This window comes from Massilia sp. UYP11 (assembly GCF_050434805.1).
GTDB lineage: Bacteria > Pseudomonadota > Gammaproteobacteria > Burkholderiales > Burkholderiaceae_D > Telluria.
This window is the reverse complement of record NZ_JBNDJE010000001.1, coordinates 268,886-286,970: the sequence shown is the minus strand read 5'-3', so window position 1 is coordinate 286,970 and position 18,085 is coordinate 268,886. Positions and strand designations below refer to the sequence as shown.

Below are 18,085 nucleotides of genomic sequence, written 5' to 3'. Positions count from 1 at the left end.
CTGCGCATTCCATCAGTGCTCGCAATACATTGCCTCGATCCTATGTCAGTGATTTATAGAGCTCCTGAGGAAGCTTTCGCGCATTCATGATGAGTGCATTGACCACCGCCCCGGTGTCTTTGCCGCCTGCCTTCACCAGCATCACATAACGGGGTCTGGCGCTCGACGAGCGTAGCACTCTGACTGTTCCCAATGCTCAGGTTTCGCGCGATCGTCGACAGTAGCAGGACGCTCGTTGATCGAGACGGTGGCAGTAAATGGTTACCTGTCTTTTGCGTGTGATGACGCGACCGCCGCATATTCCGGGTACGTCGCAACTGCTGAAACACTTCCTTTTTCAATGCGCCGCGCCGGAATAGAGCCCGATTCCGCCAAAAGAACAGGGACGCCATTTTCGCGATTTATCAACGAGCAGATGTTGCCAATAACGGCATCAGGCAGGGATGGGAAATCGGCCTGCCTACGTGAACGCGGTGGCGGAAAGCCATTCGGGTAGCATCGCCGTCGACAGTAGTCTTGAACGCGGAACGGCTTTCATTATTGATATTCCGGTCGACGTCCGACCATTTATCGATTTGCCAATACTGGCGTAACGTGGACCACGCATGACGGTGTCGAAGGATGGAGCACGTGGGGCCTCGGACGAATCGCGAAACCGCCATATTGGATGGCGCTTGACAGCCGAAGCTGTCCTTTCCCGGTGCCGGGACAAGAAAGTGCTGGTACCTGATGACGCAATCCGTGAAATCCGAACTGTGGTGAAATTGTCTATGTATTGATTCTTAAAGCTATAAAAATGATATGGCGTAGATATCTGTCATAATTGGAGGACAAGGCACGCGTTTTCGTGGTCGATAGTCGATGGCTGCTTCTATGTGTCTGTCTACGACTCAATCCTCAGAATTTGTTCTCTGTATGCCTCCTTCTTCTGATTTGCGTCACTCCGACGAACTGCCTGCTTCAGTTAGCAAAGAGCTCTTCGCAAGCAGCCCCGACTGCATCAAAATCCTGAAACTCGACGGGACCGTCAAACGGTTGAGCACTGGCGGCCAGGTCGCCCTCGAACTCGATACCCTGAACCAGCTCGACGGCGCCTACTGGCCTGGTCTCTGGCCTGGCAGCGAGCAGGCGCGTGTCGACCAGGCGGTCGTTGAAGGACGCGAAGGCCGGCGTACCCAGTTTCTGGCGTTTTGTCCAACCGCGAAACGTACACCGAAATGGTGGGACGTGGTGGTCACCCCTGTCGCGGGCCCAACCTCCGGCGTGAGTGAATTGCTCGTTGTGTCGCGTGATGTCACGGAGCTGGTGCGTACCAAGAAAGCGCTGGAAGAGGCGAATGAACAGAAAGATGCCTTCCTGGCAGCACTCTCTCACGAACTGCGTAATCCGCTTTCCGCTCTGGCCATGGCAGCGAAAGTGCTTGAAAAGTTTCACGCCAGCACACCACAGGTCGCGCAGGTGAGTGAACTGATTCAGCGTCAGGTCGGCCATATGAGCCGCTTGGCCGAAGATTTGCTCGATGTGTCGCGGATCACGCGGGGACAGGTCACGATGAAATTCGAGGAGTTCGATCTGCGTGACAGTGTCGGCGACCTCGTTGAGCAGCTTGGTCCGGCACTGGCCAAGAAAAATCAGACGCTGCAGAAGCACATTGCGGACAAACCTGCTCGGATCCGTGGCGACCGGGTGAGATTGGCGCAAGTGCTGGGGAATCTTGTCGGAAATGCCTCACGGTACTCCCCCGCGCATTCCGGGATTCGCCTCTCGATCGAGATCGAGAAGGAGTCAGTCAAACTGCAGGTGTGCGACGATGGCCAGGGCATGTCGGCTGGACTGATGGCGACGCTGTTCGATATGTATTCCCAGGGCCAGGCGTCCGGAGACCGCAAGGCTTCCGGTATAGGGATGGGCTTGCCAATCGTGAAAAGTCTGGTAGAGCTTCATGGCGGAACCGTTCATGTTGAAAGTGCAGGTACGAACATGGGCAGCAGGTTTACCGTGTTGCTTCCGCTATTGTCACCACAAGCAAACTAGGGGTGCGCGGTTCTGGCCGATATCGACGGTGGCGGTTTCGACGGCACGTTCTGTCTATCAAGGCTGGCCCCCTGGGCACGCAAGCACGTTACCGATATCTCAATGAATCGCCACGGTAGCGCCGATCGCGCCACAAAGGCGCCGGTGGCGAGCAGTATCTCAATGTGATCGTGCAGTAGGCAAGTATGTCGTCTTACATCTGCTGCGCCAGGTCGGACTGCTGGTCGTCATTCCGGCGATGGGGTATCACCCTGGGCAGGCGCGCAGAAAAAACGACGCCGTCATCCTCGCTGGAGCTCACGGAAACCTTCCCCTCGTGTGCAGTGACGATCTGCTTGACGACGTAGAGGCCCAAGCCCAGGTTTTGCGTCCTTGACGCAACACGCTCGCTTGCAGGACGTATTGCAAAACGTTTTACAGGATCAAACAGTGTCCGCAGCTTCGCCGGCGGAATCAACTCGGCCTCGTTTCGCACTTCATATATCACTTCGCCCGGAAGCCCCCGCATCGATACCTTGATCAGGCTCTCTGGCTTGCCGTGCTGGATGGCGTTTGAAATCAGGTTGGAAAATACCTGGGCCACCCTTGCGCCGTCCCAGGCCCCTGTCAAATCACCTTCAATGACGAGGTCGATTTTACGGTCCGGATGGAAGGTCCTGGCTTCTTCGACTACAGCATGACATATCTCTGCAAGGTCGACGGTGTAAGGGTCCACCGGTATGCCGTCGCCCAGGTGCGACGTCGAGAAATCAAGCAGGTCCCGTACAATCGCATCCATTCTTTTCGAACTGTTAAAGATTCTGAGACCCACCTTCAGCGCTTTCGACGGCAAGGTCTGGTCTTGAAGCAGCACCTGGGCGCCCATGCTGATTGCACCGAGCGGCGTTCGAACGTCATGGCCGAGAATGGCCAGAAAGAGGTGCTGGGCTTCGCGCAGCATTTTTGCATAGCGGGACATCGATTCTGTCTGGGCCTGGTCGATCGCCTCGTTGAAGCGAACCATGTCCTGTATGTCGCCAGCGGTCGTTACGTCAACCTGAGACGCCCACAGGCGCAGCACACTCGAGCGAAGCGCCCGGTATTCAGCCATGACCTGCTCACCGGTGAAGCCGGCCGCCACGCGGTCGGCCGCGTGGATCTCGGCGGCGGTATCGTCGTTCGATTGCGGTCCGAGTCCCTTGGACTTGGCAATACTCTCGTGTTCACCCTGCGGGGTATCCAAGTCGGCTGCAATCACTTTCAGGACGGCGACCGCATGATCCCTTAATTCTTTTTTGTTGGCATTAACGAGTGGTTCCAGCGTCGAGGCGAAATCCTCCCACTCCTGCAGTATGTTTTCTAGGTGGGCCAGAATAAAGCTGGATAATTTCATTGGTGTCCTTCACAGCGGTAAGCGGCTCCGGCGCTGTCCTGCAGCAGTTTTCTCACCGCAAGCAACAAGTCCTCGGCCAGGAATGGCTTGCGCAGGAAAGCGTCATAACTGTTTCCGGGGGCAACCTCGCATCGCAAGGAACCGCTCATCAACAAGACCGGAAACTGTTGAGTGAGTGGCCTGGCTTTTAATTGTTCACTCAGCTCCGGCCCGCCGATACCAGGCATGCAACAATCGGAGATGAGCAGGTCCGGTTGTTGATGCGAAATTTGTGCGAGGGCGTCCGTTCCACTGAGTACGACGCTAACGTCATAGCCATGGGACTCCAGCACCATCGAGCAGTTCTCGGCGAAATCGGAATCATCATCTGCGATTAGAATCATTGTTATCTCCTTGTGCGCCGAATGCCCTTGTTTCCCAAGGCGCGCATTTGGCGCTGTCCTGCAAAAAGCCATCAGATGAGCGCACGTTTAACGGTGCGCATCGACTGTCCGTTCTTATGCGGCATGGTCGCAATTCCGTGCTTGGCGCTGCGGAAGGACAGCGACCGTGTCCCCAGGCCGTCCTGCGTCGCCCTTTGCGCCATCGTCGCCCGTGGCGCCCGCTACTGCCCGGGCGCCCGTTGCACCGGTAGCGCCAGAGGCGCCGGCAGGACCGGCAATCACTTGCACAATCGGTGGCGTGTCCTCCGGCAGGCAAGCGGACAGGACAACGCTCGCAGCGAAGGCGAGCAAGATCAGGGCATATTTCATGGTGAATCCTTAGGTGGGGCAGTATGGCGCTTTGGGCGGAACGGCTCGACGGCATCGTGCACAAGTCCTGCGTGGCGGGAGACTATCGGTGCGCGCAGATGCCTTGGTCGGGTGGAGCGCAGGCGGGGCGTGATCGAAGAGTGGACCGATTGTGCTCTGCCGTTAGGCCGAGTTCCGTTCGGAACCGAACACTGAGTACTTTCCGCCGGTATTGGCCGTCCGGTGATGTTCCGGAACCGGCTACGCGGGCACTGTTCGCGCTTGGGCTATGCACGCTGGCCATGCGACGCCCGGCCCGGCGTGCCAGCATTGCCCGCGAAACCAGCTGAAGCCTGGCTGAGATGGGCCTGAGAACCTATCCCGGTAGGTGAGCGTCGGGCCGAGAGCGCCTGGCAGGCAGGTGCTGTGTAGCATGGCACCCCATGCCATGCTGCCTCCTCGCGCCTTGCTCACGCCCCTCCAGGCATCGACATGAACTTCCTCCCACCTACCGGGATAGGTTCTCAGTACGGTGGCAACACTTCGCCACGACGCCCGGAAAAAGAGGAATTGCGCGGATGTGAAGCCGCCTCAGGCCCGTTGCATGCGTTCGCTGACGTCCAGTCCTATCCCCCGGTAGCCGGAAAACGCGCTGGCGGCGTCAAACATCGGCTCACCGCTGACCTGGAGATACTGGACGCGCGCGTTCGGCAAGGTCCTGCTGTAAATAAAATCGAGGAAGGGCTGGCGGTTGGCGATTTTTTCCTCAAGCGTTGCCCGCTCCAGCATATTCCAGCCTGCTGCCGCCAGTTCTTCGGTGCTTGTGCTGGCGCCGAGACCGAGGACTTCCTCGACCGGGCCGGAGAATTGCGTCAGTCTGCCGGTCGCGTCCTGTTCCCAATACCAGTCCGATGAGAGTTCCGTGAAACGCTGGAAACGTGCTTCGCTTTCGCGCAACTCGGCGGTACGCTCGCATACGGTCTGTTCGAGCAGACGGTTGTGGTCATCCAGCTTGCGATATAGAAGGCGTACCTCCAGCATATTGTGGATGCGCGTCTGAACCTCGACGAAATCGAAAGGCTTGCTGACAAAGTCTTTCGCCCCCGCCTTCAGGGCACGCAGTTTATGGGCCGGCTGGGCGGTGATGACCAGCACGGGCAGATAGCTGCCCTGCTCGATCTTCTTGAGTTCTTCGATCACCTCGAAACCATCCATCTCCGGCATCTGCAGGTCGAGCAGGATCAGGTCGAAGCGGTGTTGTTTGTGCAGTCCGTAGACTGCATGAGGCGATTGGGTGGTGGTGATGTTTTGATAGCCCTCATTGAGCAACATTTGCTCGAGTAGCATCACGTTCGCTTCCTGGTCATCGACGATCAGGATGCTCGCGTTCAGGATTTCGGCGGATTCAAGCATGGCACTTCCTCAGAATTTGCATCGACATGTCGTTATTGGCCGTGTTCGGCCGGCTGAACCAGGCTGGCTGAATGCAGCAAGGCTACGTCGAGCGCATCCATGAATTCGTGAACGCGGATCGGCTTGGTAAGGTAACGGAAGAAACCGGCTTCCAGTCCCTTCTCGATGTCCCGGGGAACGGCATTCGCCGACAGTGCCAGGACCGGGATGTGCGCGGTGGCGGGGTCGTCGCGCAGGCATTTGAGTGCGCCATAACCACTGATGCCGGGCAGGTTGATGTCCATCAGGATCACGTCCGGCAGGTAAGCGCGCGCCAATTCAATGCCGAGATGGCCGTCGATCGCGGTGAGCAGCTTCAAGTCGCCGCGGCGCGCGATCAGCTGCTCGACCAGGGCGAGATTGGCGGGGTTGTCCTCTACATACAAGAGCGTCGGCTGGTCGCCGGACTCGAGCGCCGCGGCCTGCCGGCGCTCGAGCGACATCTCGTCGATGTTGTCGAGTGCCAGGACAGGTGGGGTCGATGCCGCAAACTCAACCCAGAACACCGTTCCCGTGCCGACCACGCTTTCGACACCGATCTGGCCGCCCATCAGCTCGACCAGCTGCTTGGTCACGACCAGGCCGATGCCTGTACCTTCTTCGACACTGTCGTGCTGGCCCAAGCGGTTGAAGGGCTGGAACAACTGTGCCAGCTGATCCGCAGGCAAACCGGCGCCGGTGTCCTTCACGCTGATGCGTACACGGCCGTCGCTACGCTTGGCGCACTCGACGATCACCGTGCCACCGGCACCGTTGTATTTGATCGCATTCGACAATAGATTGATCATCACCTGCTTGATCCGGGTGCGATCGGCATGTACGTAGAAGACGTTGTCGAGCTCGGGGAAGGTCATGGCGATGCCGCGCTTCGTTGCCTGCGGTTCGATCATTCCCTTGCAGTCCTGCAGCACATCGTTGATCGACATCGATTCCTGCGACATCGTCACCTTGCCTGCCTCGATCATGGAAAGGTCGAGAATCTCGTTAATGAGGCGCAGCAGGTACCAGCCTCCCTTCAGTATCTGGTCGATCGAACGCTGCTGGCGCGGGCTAGGGGGCGGCACTTCCGAGGCCATCAGCTGGGCAAAGCCGAGCACCGCATTGAGTGGGGTACGCAGTTCGTGGCTCATGCTCGACAAGAATTCGGATTTCGCGCGGTTGGCTTTTTCGGCCGCTTCCCTGGCAAGCTGCAACGCGACGTTGGTCTCTTGCAGGGCGTCCTCGAAGTGCTTGCGCTCGGTGACGTCGCGCGCCGCGGCAAACACTCCCTTCAAATTGCGGTCCCGGTCGTGGAAGGTGGTTGCGTTGAACGACACCACCGTCTTGGTGCCGTCGCGCGCCAGCGCGGTCAATTCATAATTGGTGACTTTGCTTTCCTGAAGGACCCGGGTGATCGCCTCCGCGGCACGCTGCGGCTCGGTGAAACAGCCGGTGAAAGGTGCGCCGATCAGCTCATCCCGGGTGCGGCCGGTCAGCATTTCCATCTGGTGGTTGACGTCGCTGATCATGCCGCGCAAGTCCGTCGTGATCAGCGGATCGATATTCGATTCGATGAGCGAGCGCGTATAGAAATGCTGGTCGCGCAGGCGCTGGTCGAGCAGGGCCTGTTCGGCCTCGACTTGCTTACGGGCCGTATTGTCGGTTCCGATCAGCAGAAAACCAATGATCTTGTCCTCGGCACCACGCAGGGCAGTAACCGACATGAGCGCCTGGAAGCGCGAGCCGTCCGCGCGGATATAGGTAAGCTCGTAACTGTCTTCGATGCCCCGCAACGCTTTGTAGACGAGCGCGTCAAAACCGGGACGGATCACGGTACCGAACTCACTACTGAGCAATGCCGAGCGCTCGATCAACTCCTGCGCATCCGATATGCTTGCCGGCGTCAGTTTGTTCACCACATCCTCGGGCGCGTAGCCAAGCATGCGTTGCGCGCCCACGTTGAAGATCTGGATGACGCCGTCGGCATCGGTGGCGATACTCGAAAAGTTTGCGCTGTTGAAAATGGCGTCCTGCAGGGCGCCTGCTTTCAGCAAGGGAGCCGAGAGCAACTTCGCCTGCGTTGCGCGTTGCAAGCGGGACTGGCGCTTTGCCAGCACCAGCAAGCCTCCGAGGAAACATAGCAGCAGTGCAATGATCAGTTGGATACGTGTCGCCGCCGTGCCCCCGCTTAATTGCTCGAGCGCGATGGCTGTAGTCAGCAATAATGCGACGAGTGTCGTGGCGAAACCAATCGTCATCAGGCGTTTGCCAAAAAAATGTTTGATGTGTTGCATAGTGCAATCCGGTGTCCGGCTCATGAGCGCAGGTCAAGTCCGGCAGGTGGTGGCGACACGCGCTGTCAGGCAGCGCGCCGGGACAAACCCGCAGGTTGGTGGTGGCGTACGTCCGACAACAGCCGGCCGAATTCTTTTTTGACGACGCCGTAGCATTCGCACACATGCCCTTCGAGGCCGGCGCGATCGAGCACGGTGATGTGGCCGCGCCGATAACTGATGTGGCCGCGTCCCTGCAGCCGACCGGCCGCTTCGGTCACGCCTTCGCGGCGCACTCCCAGCATGTTGGAAATGAGTTCCTGCGTCATCGTCAGTTCGCCGGCGCCCAGGCGATCGAGCGTCAGCAGCAGCCAGCGGCACAGTTGCTGCTCCACGGTATGGTGGCGGTTGCAGACCGCGGTCTGCGACATATGGGTGAGCAATGCCTGGGTATACCGCAGGAACAGGCGCATCACCGGGCCAGCCCGGTTGAATTCTTCCATCAGGATCCGCACGGGCAAGCGATAACCATGGCCGCCGGTCTGGATGACGGCCCGGCTCGGGGTGCTGCCGCCACCCATGAAGAGCGATACCCCCAGCATCCCTTCATTGCCGACCCCGGCGATTTCAGACGAGCCGCCGTTTTCCAGCAGGTAGTGCAGGGAGATGATCGCCGTCGTCGGGAAGTACACATAGTCGAGCGTATCGCCCGACTCGCATAATACGTCGCCAAGGCGCAACGGCAGGGATTCAAGGTGAGGCGAAAGGCGTTCGAACTCGGCGTCCAGCAGGGCTGCGAGAAGATGGTTCTGGTTTGGGTCTTGCATACACAGCACGCTGGGTGAGTTGTTTCGTGGTGATTTCGTTGATGTCACAGGAGCCTAGCATGCGAATTTCATAAAACCAAGAAATATTGTGTTTGGTATCTATGTCTTTTCTTTGCGTGGTACCGAACGGAGCCGGCTATCGGATGGGGTAATAGTGCTGCGTGGAGGCGGGGACCGGCGCGCTGCCGGCCTTTCACAGCCCGCCCCCTGCTGAGCAGGGTGTACTCAATAAGAAAGCAACAACATGAACGTAGTCCAGGACTACACGAGCGTGATGATCCGCTCGGCCAATTGGTTGGGTCCGCTCACCTCGCCCGTTGCGGCGCTCGCGGCGACCAAAGTCGTGGCCATGCTCTGGACCTTCCTGCTGCATGGCTGATCTGGCATCGCGTGTCCGCCCAGGCAACCCGATGCCCGTGCCCGGCCCTGGGCAGGCCATTGGCCGCAGGTTACAAGCTGCACTGTGGGATGGGGAAGTGCCGAGGATGAGGCGGGACGAAACGGGCGTGTCCAAGCGCGTTGCGGATAGCGGCGGAACGGCCGGCCAGGATGTGAACGCGCGTCGGTATCGCTACGGCCCGGCGTCCGCATTTGCGCTGTGCGTGCTGTCATTTTTGATCACCGGTTGCTCTGCCTTGCCGCCGCTGGCGAGCCGGCCTGGCTCCGCGGCCGACCTGGATACAGGCGCCACTCAGCTCGGGCGAGCAATCGCGGCAGGGGTGAGCGCGCATCCGGGCAAATCCGGTGTGTATCCCCTTGCCGATGGCCGCAACGCCTTTGCTGCGCGAGCACTCCTGGCGCAGGCCGCCGAGCGCACCCTCGATATCCAGTATTACATCTGGCACAACGACATGACCGGCACCTTGCTGTTTGCCGCCTTGCGCCAGGCTGCCGACCGCGGCGTGAGGGTCCGGCTGCTGCTCGACGACCAGAATACCTCCGGGCTGGATCCCTTGCTCGCAGCACTCGATGCACATTCCAGCATCGAAGTGCGCCTTTTCAATCCATTTGTTATTCGAAGCGTGCGTGCTTTCGGCTATCTCACCGACTTCAGCCGCGCCAACCGCCGCATGCACAACAAGTCCTTTACTGTGGACAATCAGGTGACGATCGTAGGCGGCCGGAATGTGGGAGACGCCTACTTTGGCGCTGCCGACGACGTCTTGTTTGCGGACCTCGACATCATGGCAATCGGACCGGTCGTCACCGAGGTGTCAAAAGACTTCGATCGCTACTGGAACAGCAACTCATCGTATCCTGTAGGTGGGTGGCTGCCCGCCGTGGACCGCATCGCGCTCGATGCACTGGCGGCAGCCGCGTCAGATATTGAACGCAGCCCGCGTGCCCTGATTTACCTGCGCGCCTTGCGCGGCTCCACGTTTGCCAGCGACCTGCTGGAACACCGCCTGGTCTTTGAATGGACCACGACGCGCATGATCAGCGACGATCCTGCCAAGGGACTGGGGCTGGAAGAACCCCGCAGCCTTGTCGTCAACAAGCTCAGGAAGAGGATGGGCGAACCGGTTTCCGAACTGAATCTGGTATCGCCTTATTTCGTGCCCATGGAGGCCGGAACCGATACATTCGTGGCGTTGGTCAAAAGCGGTGTCAAGGTCACGATACTGACCAATTCTCTGGAAGCGACCGACGTGGCGGCGGTGCATGCAGGTTACGCAAAGCACCGCAAGACGCTGCTCGAAGCCGGAGTGTCGCTCTACGAACTTCGGCGCCTGACCCAGGCTTCTGCGCGCAGGAGAGTGTTGGGCCTGCGGGGCAGTTCGGCTTCGAGCCTGCACAGCAAGACCTTCTCGGTTGATCGTTCCCGCGTTTTCGTCGGCTCCTTCAATTTCGACCCGCGCTCGGCCAGGCTCAACACCGAGATGGGTTTTGTTATCGAAAGCCCGCTATTGGCTCGACGCATCTTTGCCGCGTTTGATGAAAGAATGCCGACGGAGGCCTACGAAGTGCGCCTGTCCCCCGAAGGGCAGCTGTATTGGCTGGAGCGCCGCGGGGGAACGGTTTTGCGGCATGACGTTGAGCCGGGCACCAGCTTGGGCGAGCGTGCAGGCGTCTCGTTGATGTCGATATTGCCAATCGACTGGTTATTGTAGTGATCGCCGTGTCGAGCTCGAGCATGATGTGCGACCGTTTCATGTGGGACGCTCGCGCAACGACGGCACGGCGATGATGGATGTGCGTCCGCGGTGGCACGGATACTTCGTATCGACATGGTGGTACGGTTTGATCCATGCGCTGGTCGATGCGCCTGGCGTCCAGACAAAAAAACGGCCGCGGCGGGCACTCAAGGGCACGCGGCAGCCGGTGGTCGGAAACCGCAGCGCCCTGGCTTGCACCAGGCGCGCTGCGGCTTGTCATACGGTTCAGCCGTTCATCTGCACGACGCCGTCGACAATCTTGACCTGGTCACCGTTACGCCATTCAGGTTGCGTTGCCTGTGCGACAGTGCGCGTCGAGCCATTGTTCATGTGGACCGTGGTTTCATAGCTCTGCGTGGCTCTTGCCTTCTTTTCGATCTGGTTTCCGGCGAGGGCACCACCGATCGCGCCGACGACGGTCATCGCCTGCTTGCCGTGGCCGCCGCCGACCTGGTTGCCCAACAGGCCGCCAACAACGGCGCCCCCCGCAGCGCCTAGCCCGCTACCGTCCCCGCCGGTGGTAATCGTACGGATCGATTCGACGGTGCCGCAATTCTGGCAAACCAGCGTTTGGACCCGGCGCACCGGCTCGGCACGGGATGGGGCCTGGGCAACCGGCTTGGGCGCAACATGCCGAGGCGCTGCATGGATCGCCTGCGGGGCAGGGTTCGCAGGCGCCGCAGCGATCACGGGTTGCGCCAGCGCCGACGTAGCAGCATCGGCGTTGGCGCCCACTGAACTCGGAAGCCATCCCATGAGGGCGGCGGTCCCGGTCAGGCAGACCAGCGCGACGGCGCTGCTGGCAACGATCAGCATCGGATGGGCACGACTCTTCGAAGCGCTATTGACGGGCATGTTCATGATAATTCCTTGTGGGATGTGAAGCTGGGGAGACACGGAGCGGCCCATGGGGGCGTGTTCTATTTCTTTTTTAACCGCTTGTACGAAACACGTTTTTTCTTGCTGACACCGTTATCCGCGTTTCGAAGCTTGCCTTCTGTGGCTTACCGCACATAGCCCAAAATCAATGCGCAAGCGCTGAGCTCCGCGTGCCGGATGCACTCTGATGACCTGGAATGAGCATGGGCAATACCGAGTTGCCAAGAATAATAAAAAGCCCGGACAGCAATGTCCGGGCTCGTTGATCATGGGTGACGCGCCCGCCTCGTGACTGCCGACGCTGTCAGACAGCCGGGAGTCCACGCCGCTCGGTCTTGCTCTACCACCGGGCGCGCAAAACAGGCTCGGCGGGGAGCCCTTCCGGCTGGCTATCGCAGGCCCGTTATCGGGTCAGCTTGACGAGCTGCTTGCCGAAGTTCTTGCCCTTGAGCAGACCCAGGAAGGCCTCGGGAGCGCTGGCCAGGTCTTGCGCGATCGTTTCGCGGTACTTGAGCTTGCCGCAGGCGACGAGCATGGCCAGCTCGTTCAGGCCCTGGGGCCAGAACTCCATGTGCTCGCCGACGACGAAGCCGCGCATGGTCAGGCGCATGACCAGCACCGCCTTGAAATTATTGACCGGGAGCGACTCGCCGTTATACCCGGCGATCAGGCCGCAGACGGCAATCCGGCCGTAGGGATTCATGCGCGCGAGCGAGGCGTCCAGCACTTCGCCGCCGACGTTTTCGAACACCGCGTCGATCCCGTCCGGGGTGGCAGCGGCAAGGTCGGCCACGAGGTTGCCGGCCTTGTAGTCGACGCATGCATCGAAGCCGAGTTCATTGACCACGTAATCGCACTTTTCCTTGCCCCCTGCGATGCCGACCACGCGGCAGCCCTTCAGCTTGGCCAACTGGCCGGCGGCGCTGCCTACCGCACCGCTGGCGGCCGACACCACCACGGTTTCACCGGGTTTCGGGGCCATGATCTGGTTCAGGCCGTACCAGGCGGTCATGCCCGGCATGCCCACCACGCCCAGATAGGCCTGCAGCGGAACTTCGCTGGTGTCGACCTTGCGCATCTGGCTGCCGTCCGAGACGCCCATTTCGGCCCAGCCCAGATTGTCGACCACCTTGTCGCCGACGACGAATTTGGGGTTCTTTGACGCGACCACTTCGCCCACCGTGCCGCCGGCCATGGTGGCGTTCAGCTCCACCGGCGGCATGTAGCTTTTGCCCTCGTTCATCAGTGAGCGCATGTACGGGTCGACCGTCATGTACTCGTTGCGGACCAGCACTTCGCCGTCCTTCAGTACGGGAACCTCGACCGTTTCGAGCCGGAAGTTTTCTGGTGTGGCCTCGCCCGTGGGACGCGAGGCCAGCACGATGCGTTGGAATGTAGTCATGCTTGTTTCTCCTGTAACGCCGGGGGCGCCGCCGTCTGCCGGCGCCTGTCGGCTGGTGTGCTTGCCTGCGGCTTTACTCGCATGCAAGCGTATGCTGCTTGCACAGCTACGACGAATGAAAAAGGGTGGCAATCCGCGCAAACAAAAAGGCCTAGCGTGGACCGTTCGTTCGCCGGATGTCAAGCTCCTCAAGGCAAAAGCTGCCTTGGAATTTCTCAGCTGATGATTCCGCTTCCTCGCGATCGGCACGTGTTGTTCGCGCCACGAGGTCGGGGTTGGCGGTTTAAAAAATGCTCCTGCTTAAACCATGTGTCGCGCAGGGTTCGTTGGAGGCGCCGGGATAGATTCCCGCCTGTCATCACGGCCGATTCCCGGCCATGGACATTCCCTCCATAATCGCGTTCGTCAACGCTGAATGCGCGTCGGGCGACGATCGCCTGCCGACAGGTTCAAGATAACCTATATATTGCTTTTGATTAAGTAGGTTAGACTTCCGTATATACAGGACAAACTGTCCGCGCAAGGGAAGTCATATGGATAGTTTTGCCATCAGTATATTTGTGCACGTGGCTGACACGCGCAGTTTCGTCGCCGCCGGCCGGGCAGTCGGCGTCTCGGCGTCGGGCATCGGCAAAAGCATCGCCCGACTCGAACAAAGCCTGGGCGTGCGCCTGTTCCACCGCAGCACCCGCAGCGTGACGTTGACCGCGGAAGGAGAAATGTTCCTGGAGCGCGCCAGGCGCATTCTCGACGAATTCAATGCGGCGCAGGCGGAGCTGTCGCAAACCATGAGTACGCCGCGCGGCCGCCTGCGCATTGGATTACCGATGATCAGCGAACCGTTCGTGTTGACGCTGGCTGCATTTCAGCAGCGTTATCCGGAAGTGGAGCTGGATCTGGATTTCGATAATCGCCATGTCGACGTCATCGACGAGGGGTACGACGTCGTGATTCGTAGCGGAAGTATCGACGACTCCCGGCTGACCTCGCGCACGCTCGGCACGTTTCAGATGTGGCTGGTGGGTGCGCCCGATTACTTCGCGCGCCGCGGCACACCGCTGCATCCGCGTGACCTGCAGGATCACGACTGCATCCAGTTCCGCATGCCCAATACCGGCCGCTTGCAGGCCTGGCAACTGCAACTGGGCGTCGGCGAACCGGAGCCGCTGCTGGGCCGCCGCATCACCTGCAATACCGATGAGGCCCGCCGCTGTTTCGCGCTCGAGGGGATCGGTATCGCGTACATGCCGCATTTCGCCGTCGGCGAGGCGCTGCGAAGCGGCGCGCTGGTACGGGTGCTGAAGGACTACACGCTGGAACAGAACACGTTCCGTCTGCTATGGCCTGCCAGCAAGCACATCACCCCCAAATTACGCGCCTTCATCGACTTCGTCAGCGAACATATACCGCTCGACAAGCGTCCATGACGATTCGAAGCGCATCGGCGGGTCATGTCAAGTCCTTGCTGGCGCCGGTTCTCGAAGCGAGGTCTGCCCGTCCCCAGGAGCTGCATCTCCTGTATCCTTCCAGGAACTATCCGCGATGACGTACCGGGTAGACGCCACGCCAGCATTCCCGGACGGCGCGGGGCGCGGGTGCGGACCGTGTCAGCCGGGCGCCGCTCGAAGACGACACCGTGCGTGCGCACGTCCACGAAAGGAAAACAAGCATGAACCAGATCATTCCAACCGGATCGGAGCGCTGAGATGCACGCGGCTGTCATCGCGCGTGCGGAGCACGCCCTTTCCGACGCTGTCGGCATGCCGTTCGCGCAATTGCTGGCGCCGATCGATGGGCCTGAGCGCGCCGGCACTGCCGCCCGCCATGGGCGCGCGGCCGCGGCGCTGCGCGGCGCGCGCGAGGCCGACGACGCCAGCCTGCCGATGGGCGTCTGGCAGCGCGATCTCAAGCGCGCCGACTGGGGCAAGGCCGTCCACATCGCGGCTTCGGCCCTGGCCAACGAGGGCAAGGACCTGCAGGTGGCGGCCTGGCTGCTGGAGGCGCAGATCCACCAGCGCGGTTTCGCCACGATCGCCGGCGGCCTGCACCTGCTGACGCGGCTGTGCGAGGATTACTGGGACGATCTCCATCCCCGCGGCGCGGATGGCGATCATGGCCAGCGCATCACCATCTTCGGCTGGATCGACCGCTCGCTGTCGCCGCTGTTGCGCGGCGTGCCGCTCACTGCCGGCCAGGAGCGCACCTATGCGCTGGCCGACTGGGATCGCGCGCACCACCTCGAGCGCCTGGCCCAGGCCGCGCCGGGACGCGCGCTGGAAGGCCCGGGCTTCGCCGAGCTGGCCGCTGCGCTCGCCGCCACCGCCGACGAGGTCCAGGTCGCGCTGGAACGCGACCTGGCCGACTCCCTGGCGATGCTGGCGCGCCTGGCCGCCCTGCTGGTGCGCCATCTGGGCGGAGAGGCGCCAGGGTTCGGCGCCTTCAAGGCCACGCTGGAGCAGGTGCATGGCCTGGTCGAGGCCGAACTGCGGCGGCGCGGCCTGGCCCGGCATGCCGATCCGGCGCCCATCGCGACTGCGCCTGCGGCTGCGGCGCCCATCGCGACTCCTGCGGCGGCTGTGCCGGTCGCGGAACCGGCGGTGTGCGCCGCCGACCGCGCACTGCCCGCCGCTGCTGCTGCCCCTGCTGCTGCCGCCAACACGGCGCCCGGCGCCGGCGATGGCGGCATCCGCGACCGCGCCGAAGCCTACGCATTGCTGGAGCAGGTGGCGGGTTTCCTGCAACGGGCCGAGCCACACAGTCCGGTGCCCTACCTGCTGCGGCGGGCGGCCGAGTGGGGGCAACTGGGCGCGGCCGACCTGTACCAGGAGTTGTTCCTGCGCCGCGATGGCCGCATCCATATCTTCGAAGTCATGGGGCTGAGCGCCCCGAAACCTGGGGCCGACGACGACTGAACCCGGGCCGCAGGCCCGCCGGCGCGTGGTCTAAGTAATACTACCTAGGCCGCCACAGCTCGAATACTGAGAGGGCCGGGAATACCGACAGCGGCCCGCACAAGCCTGATTCGTTTGGGCTATACTCCATTCAGTCCTCTATAGGACTTCCCGCTCAATGGACGCCAGGGATATCGACTGGCCCGCCTGACAACCCGTGTCAGCGCGTCATATCCGTGTTGCTTGCAAGGCCGGCCCGACCGTCATCGGCGCGCCGTTGCCTTGCCTTCGCTATGCGTCGGTTGCCGAGTGTTGTTGCTGTCCTCACGGATCGCGACATGTCTCGCCAGCCCGTTCCTTATCGGTGCTTCGATACCGCCAGCAGGCGGTGTGGAAACGTTCCTTTACCGAGCCGTTGAACTTTTTAAATCTGATTGCATGCCAGGCCATCGCAACCATTTTTCAGGTGATACTTCGTATGCGCACCTCGCTTCTCGTTGTCCTTTCTTGCTTCATCGTCGCATCGTGCAGCAAAGCCCCCGCTCCTTCCAATGACAAACCGGTCGACGTCGTCCTGATCGGCGCCGGCGTCATGAGCGCCACCCTTGGCACCATGCTCAAGGAACTCGATCCCGAATTGACGATCGAGATGTTCGAGCGCATGGATTCGGTCTCGGCCGAAAGCTCGGACGCCATGAACAACGCCGGCACCGGTCACTCCGGTTTCGCCGAACTGAACTACACGCCCGAAATGCCGGACGGCACCATCGACACCAAGAAGGCTGTCGACATCAACGAACAGTTCGAGATCTCGAAGCAGTTCTGGGCCTACCAGGTCAAGAAGCAATATCTGGGAGAGCCGAACACCTTCATCACCAATGTGCCGCACATGGCCTTTGTCTGGGGTGACGATAACATCAGCTACCTGCGCAAGCGCTACGCCGCGCTGCAAAAGGAAAACCTGTTCAAGGGCATGCTGTACACCGAAGACCACGAGACCATCCGCAAGTGGGCGCCGCTGGTCATGAATGGCCGCGACGCGAACCAGAAAGTGGCCGCGACCCGCATGGACATCGGCACCGACGTCAACTACGGCACCCTGACCCGCAGCATGGTCAAGCACCTGACCGGCACCCACGGCATGACCCTGAACCTGCGCAGCCAGGTCGAAGACATCAAGCGCGGCAAGGATGGCCTGTGGAACGTGACCGTCAAGAACCTGGCGGACAACCAGCTCAAGACCGTGAGCGCGAAGTTCGTGTTCATCGGCGCCGGCGGCGGCGCGCTGCCGCTGCTGGAAAAGACCGGCATTCCCGAAGCCAAGGGCTACGGCGGCGTCCCGGTCGGCGGCCAATGGCTGGTGACCACCAACCAGGCGCTGATCGAAGCGCACCACGCCAAGGTGTACGGCAAGGCCTCGGTCGGTTCGCCGCCGATGTCGGTGCCGCACCTCGACACCCGCATCATCGACGGCAAGAAAGCCCTGCTGTTCGGCCCGTTCGCGACCTTCTCGACCAAGTTCCTCAAGAACGGTTCGTGGGTCGACCTGCCGGCCTCGATCGGCACCGGCAACGTGCGTCCGATGGTGCAAGCCGGCATCGACAACATCCCGCTGACCAAGTACCTGGTCGAGCAGGTGATGAACTCGCAGGAAGACCGCGTGGCGACCCTGCGTGAATACTTCCCGGAAGCGAAGATGGAAGACTGGGAACTGGTCAACGCCGGCCAGCGCGTCCAGATCGTCAAGGATGACCCGAAGAAGGGTGGCCTGCTGCAGTTCGGTACCGAAGTCGTGGCATCGAGCGACGGCACCGTCACCGCCCTGCTGGGCGCTTCGCCGGGCGCCTCGACCGCCGCGCCGATCATGCTCAAGGTGCTCAAGGCATCGGCCTTCCGCGACAAGCTGGAAACGCCAGCATGGCAAGCCAAGATGCACGAGATGATTCCGTCGTACGGCCGCACGCTGAACGACGATCCGGCCTTCGCCAACCAGATCCGCCAGCAGAGCAGCGCTGCGCTGGGCCTGAAGGCGGTTACGCTGGACGTGCAGGCGGCAACGCAGGAGTAATGCTGTAAAGAAGGACTGCGG

The 18,085-nt window shown here is 61.1% G+C and carries 14 protein-coding genes and 1 pseudogene; 7 read left to right on the top strand and 8 right to left on the bottom strand.

Annotated features, from left to right (window positions below):
* Positions 1-43: 43 nt before the first annotated feature.
* Positions 44-365, bottom strand: a pseudogene (locus ABIB38_RS01260) (IS30 family transposase); the annotation flags it as partial.
* Positions 366-915: 550 nt separating this feature from the next.
* On the opposite strand from ABIB38_RS01260, the gene ABIB38_RS01255 reads away from it, so the two are divergent.
* On the top strand, positions 916-2,034 hold the full coding sequence (locus ABIB38_RS01255) for an ATP-binding protein (protein WP_429201064.1): 1,119 nt from the start codon (positions 916-918) through the stop codon (positions 2,032-2,034).
* Between the two features lie 193 nt (positions 2,035-2,227).
* Here the strand turns inward: ABIB38_RS01255 and ABIB38_RS01250 are convergent, their stop codons facing one another.
* Positions 2,228-3,406, bottom strand: a complete 1,179-nt coding sequence (locus tag ABIB38_RS01250; RefSeq protein WP_429201062.1) for an ATP-binding protein — start codon at positions 3,404-3,406, stop codon at positions 2,228-2,230.
* Complete coding sequence (locus tag ABIB38_RS01245; RefSeq protein ID WP_429201060.1) at positions 3,403-3,789, bottom strand: response regulator; 387 nt, start codon at positions 3,787-3,789, stop codon at positions 3,403-3,405. Before ABIB38_RS01245 ends, ABIB38_RS01250 begins: the two co-directional genes overlap by 4 nt.
* A gap of 392 nt (positions 3,790-4,181) precedes the next feature.
* On the opposite strand from ABIB38_RS01245, the gene ABIB38_RS01240 reads away from it, so the two are divergent.
* Positions 4,182-4,487, top strand: coding sequence for a PEP-CTERM sorting domain-containing protein (locus ABIB38_RS01240; protein WP_429201058.1), 306 nt, complete (start codon positions 4,182-4,184; stop codon positions 4,485-4,487).
* Positions 4,488-4,728: 241 nt separating this feature from the next.
* On the opposite strand, the gene ABIB38_RS01235 is transcribed toward ABIB38_RS01240, so the two are convergent.
* The 3 genes from ABIB38_RS01235 to ABIB38_RS01225 all read right to left on the bottom strand — a co-directional run bounded on the left by ABIB38_RS01235 (position 4,729) and on the right by ABIB38_RS01225 (position 8,668).
* The gene (locus ABIB38_RS01235; RefSeq protein ID WP_429201056.1) at positions 4,729-5,550 is read right to left on the bottom strand and encodes a response regulator; all 822 of its coding nucleotides are present in this window, start codon (positions 5,548-5,550) and stop codon (positions 4,729-4,731) included.
* Between the two features lie 32 nt (positions 5,551-5,582).
* A complete protein-coding gene (locus tag ABIB38_RS01230) occupies positions 5,583-7,862 on the bottom strand; it encodes a PAS domain-containing hybrid sensor histidine kinase/response regulator (RefSeq protein WP_429201054.1) in 2,280 nt (759 codons plus the stop codon).
* Between the two features lie 65 nt (positions 7,863-7,927).
* On the bottom strand, positions 7,928-8,668 hold the full coding sequence (locus ABIB38_RS01225; RefSeq protein WP_429201052.1) for a Crp/Fnr family transcriptional regulator: 741 nt from the start codon (positions 8,666-8,668) through the stop codon (positions 7,928-7,930).
* A 244-nt stretch (positions 8,669-8,912) separates the two neighbouring features.
* On the opposite strand from ABIB38_RS01225, the gene ABIB38_RS01220 reads away from it, so the two are divergent.
* The gene (locus tag ABIB38_RS01220) at positions 8,913-9,047 is read left to right on the top strand and encodes a hypothetical protein (protein ID WP_429201051.1); all 135 of its coding nucleotides are present in this window, start codon (positions 8,913-8,915) and stop codon (positions 9,045-9,047) included.
* 127 nt (positions 9,048-9,174) lie between these two features.
* A complete protein-coding gene (locus ABIB38_RS01215; protein WP_429201049.1) occupies positions 9,175-10,779 on the top strand; it encodes a phospholipase D family protein in 1,605 nt (534 codons plus the stop codon).
* Between the two features lie 270 nt (positions 10,780-11,049).
* Here ABIB38_RS01215 and ABIB38_RS01210 read toward each other — a convergent pair whose 3' ends face one another.
* A complete protein-coding gene (locus tag ABIB38_RS01210) occupies positions 11,050-11,685 on the bottom strand; it encodes a glycine zipper 2TM domain-containing protein (protein ID WP_429201047.1) in 636 nt (211 codons plus the stop codon).
* A gap of 421 nt (positions 11,686-12,106) precedes the next feature.
* On the bottom strand, positions 12,107-13,105 hold the full coding sequence (locus ABIB38_RS01205; protein WP_429201045.1) for an NADP-dependent oxidoreductase: 999 nt from the start codon (positions 13,103-13,105) through the stop codon (positions 12,107-12,109).
* A 533-nt stretch (positions 13,106-13,638) separates the two neighbouring features.
* Between ABIB38_RS01205 and ABIB38_RS01200 the strand changes: the two genes are divergently transcribed.
* From ABIB38_RS01200 to mqo, 3 genes are all read left to right on the top strand, one after another.
* Positions 13,639-14,532 (top strand): LysR family transcriptional regulator, encoded by an 894-nt coding sequence (locus ABIB38_RS01200; RefSeq protein ID WP_429201043.1) that lies wholly within the window; start codon positions 13,639-13,641, stop codon positions 14,530-14,532.
* 279 nt (positions 14,533-14,811) lie between these two features.
* On the top strand, positions 14,812-16,017 hold the full coding sequence (tssA, locus tag ABIB38_RS01195; RefSeq protein WP_429201041.1) for a type VI secretion system protein TssA: 1,206 nt from the start codon (positions 14,812-14,814) through the stop codon (positions 16,015-16,017).
* Positions 16,018-16,474: 457 nt separating this feature from the next.
* A complete protein-coding gene (gene mqo, locus ABIB38_RS01190) occupies positions 16,475-18,064 on the top strand; it encodes a malate dehydrogenase (quinone) (protein WP_429201040.1) in 1,590 nt (529 codons plus the stop codon).
* Positions 18,065-18,085 lie beyond the last annotated feature (21 nt).

Coding starts and splice junctions, on each gene's coding strand:
- ABIB38_RS01255 (WP_429201064.1), top strand. CDS start 916: ATGCCTCCTTCTTCTGATTTGCGTCACTCCGACGAACTGCCTGCTTCA.
- ABIB38_RS01250 (WP_429201062.1), bottom strand. CDS start 3,406: ATGAAATTATCCAGCTTTATTCTGGCCCACCTAGAAAACATACTGCAG.
- ABIB38_RS01245 (WP_429201060.1), bottom strand. CDS start 3,789: ATGATTCTAATCGCAGATGATGATTCCGATTTCGCCGAGAACTGCTCG.
- ABIB38_RS01240 (WP_429201058.1), top strand. CDS start 4,182: ATGGCGCTTTGGGCGGAACGGCTCGACGGCATCGTGCACAAGTCCTGC.
- ABIB38_RS01235 (WP_429201056.1), bottom strand. CDS start 5,550: ATGCTTGAATCCGCCGAAATCCTGAACGCGAGCATCCTGATCGTCGAT.
- ABIB38_RS01230 (WP_429201054.1), bottom strand. CDS start 7,862: ATGCAACACATCAAACATTTTTTTGGCAAACGCCTGATGACGATTGGT.
- ABIB38_RS01225 (WP_429201052.1), bottom strand. CDS start 8,668: ATGCAAGACCCAAACCAGAACCATCTTCTCGCAGCCCTGCTGGACGCC.
- ABIB38_RS01220 (WP_429201051.1), top strand. CDS start 8,913: ATGAACGTAGTCCAGGACTACACGAGCGTGATGATCCGCTCGGCCAAT.
- ABIB38_RS01210 (WP_429201047.1), bottom strand. CDS start 11,685: ATGAACATGCCCGTCAATAGCGCTTCGAAGAGTCGTGCCCATCCGATG.
- ABIB38_RS01205 (WP_429201045.1), bottom strand. CDS start 13,105: ATGACTACATTCCAACGCATCGTGCTGGCCTCGCGTCCCACGGGCGAG.
- ABIB38_RS01200 (WP_429201043.1), top strand. CDS start 13,639: ATGGATAGTTTTGCCATCAGTATATTTGTGCACGTGGCTGACACGCGC.
- tssA (WP_429201041.1), top strand. CDS start 14,812: ATGCACGCGGCTGTCATCGCGCGTGCGGAGCACGCCCTTTCCGACGCT.
- mqo (WP_429201040.1), top strand. CDS start 16,475: ATGCGCACCTCGCTTCTCGTTGTCCTTTCTTGCTTCATCGTCGCATCG.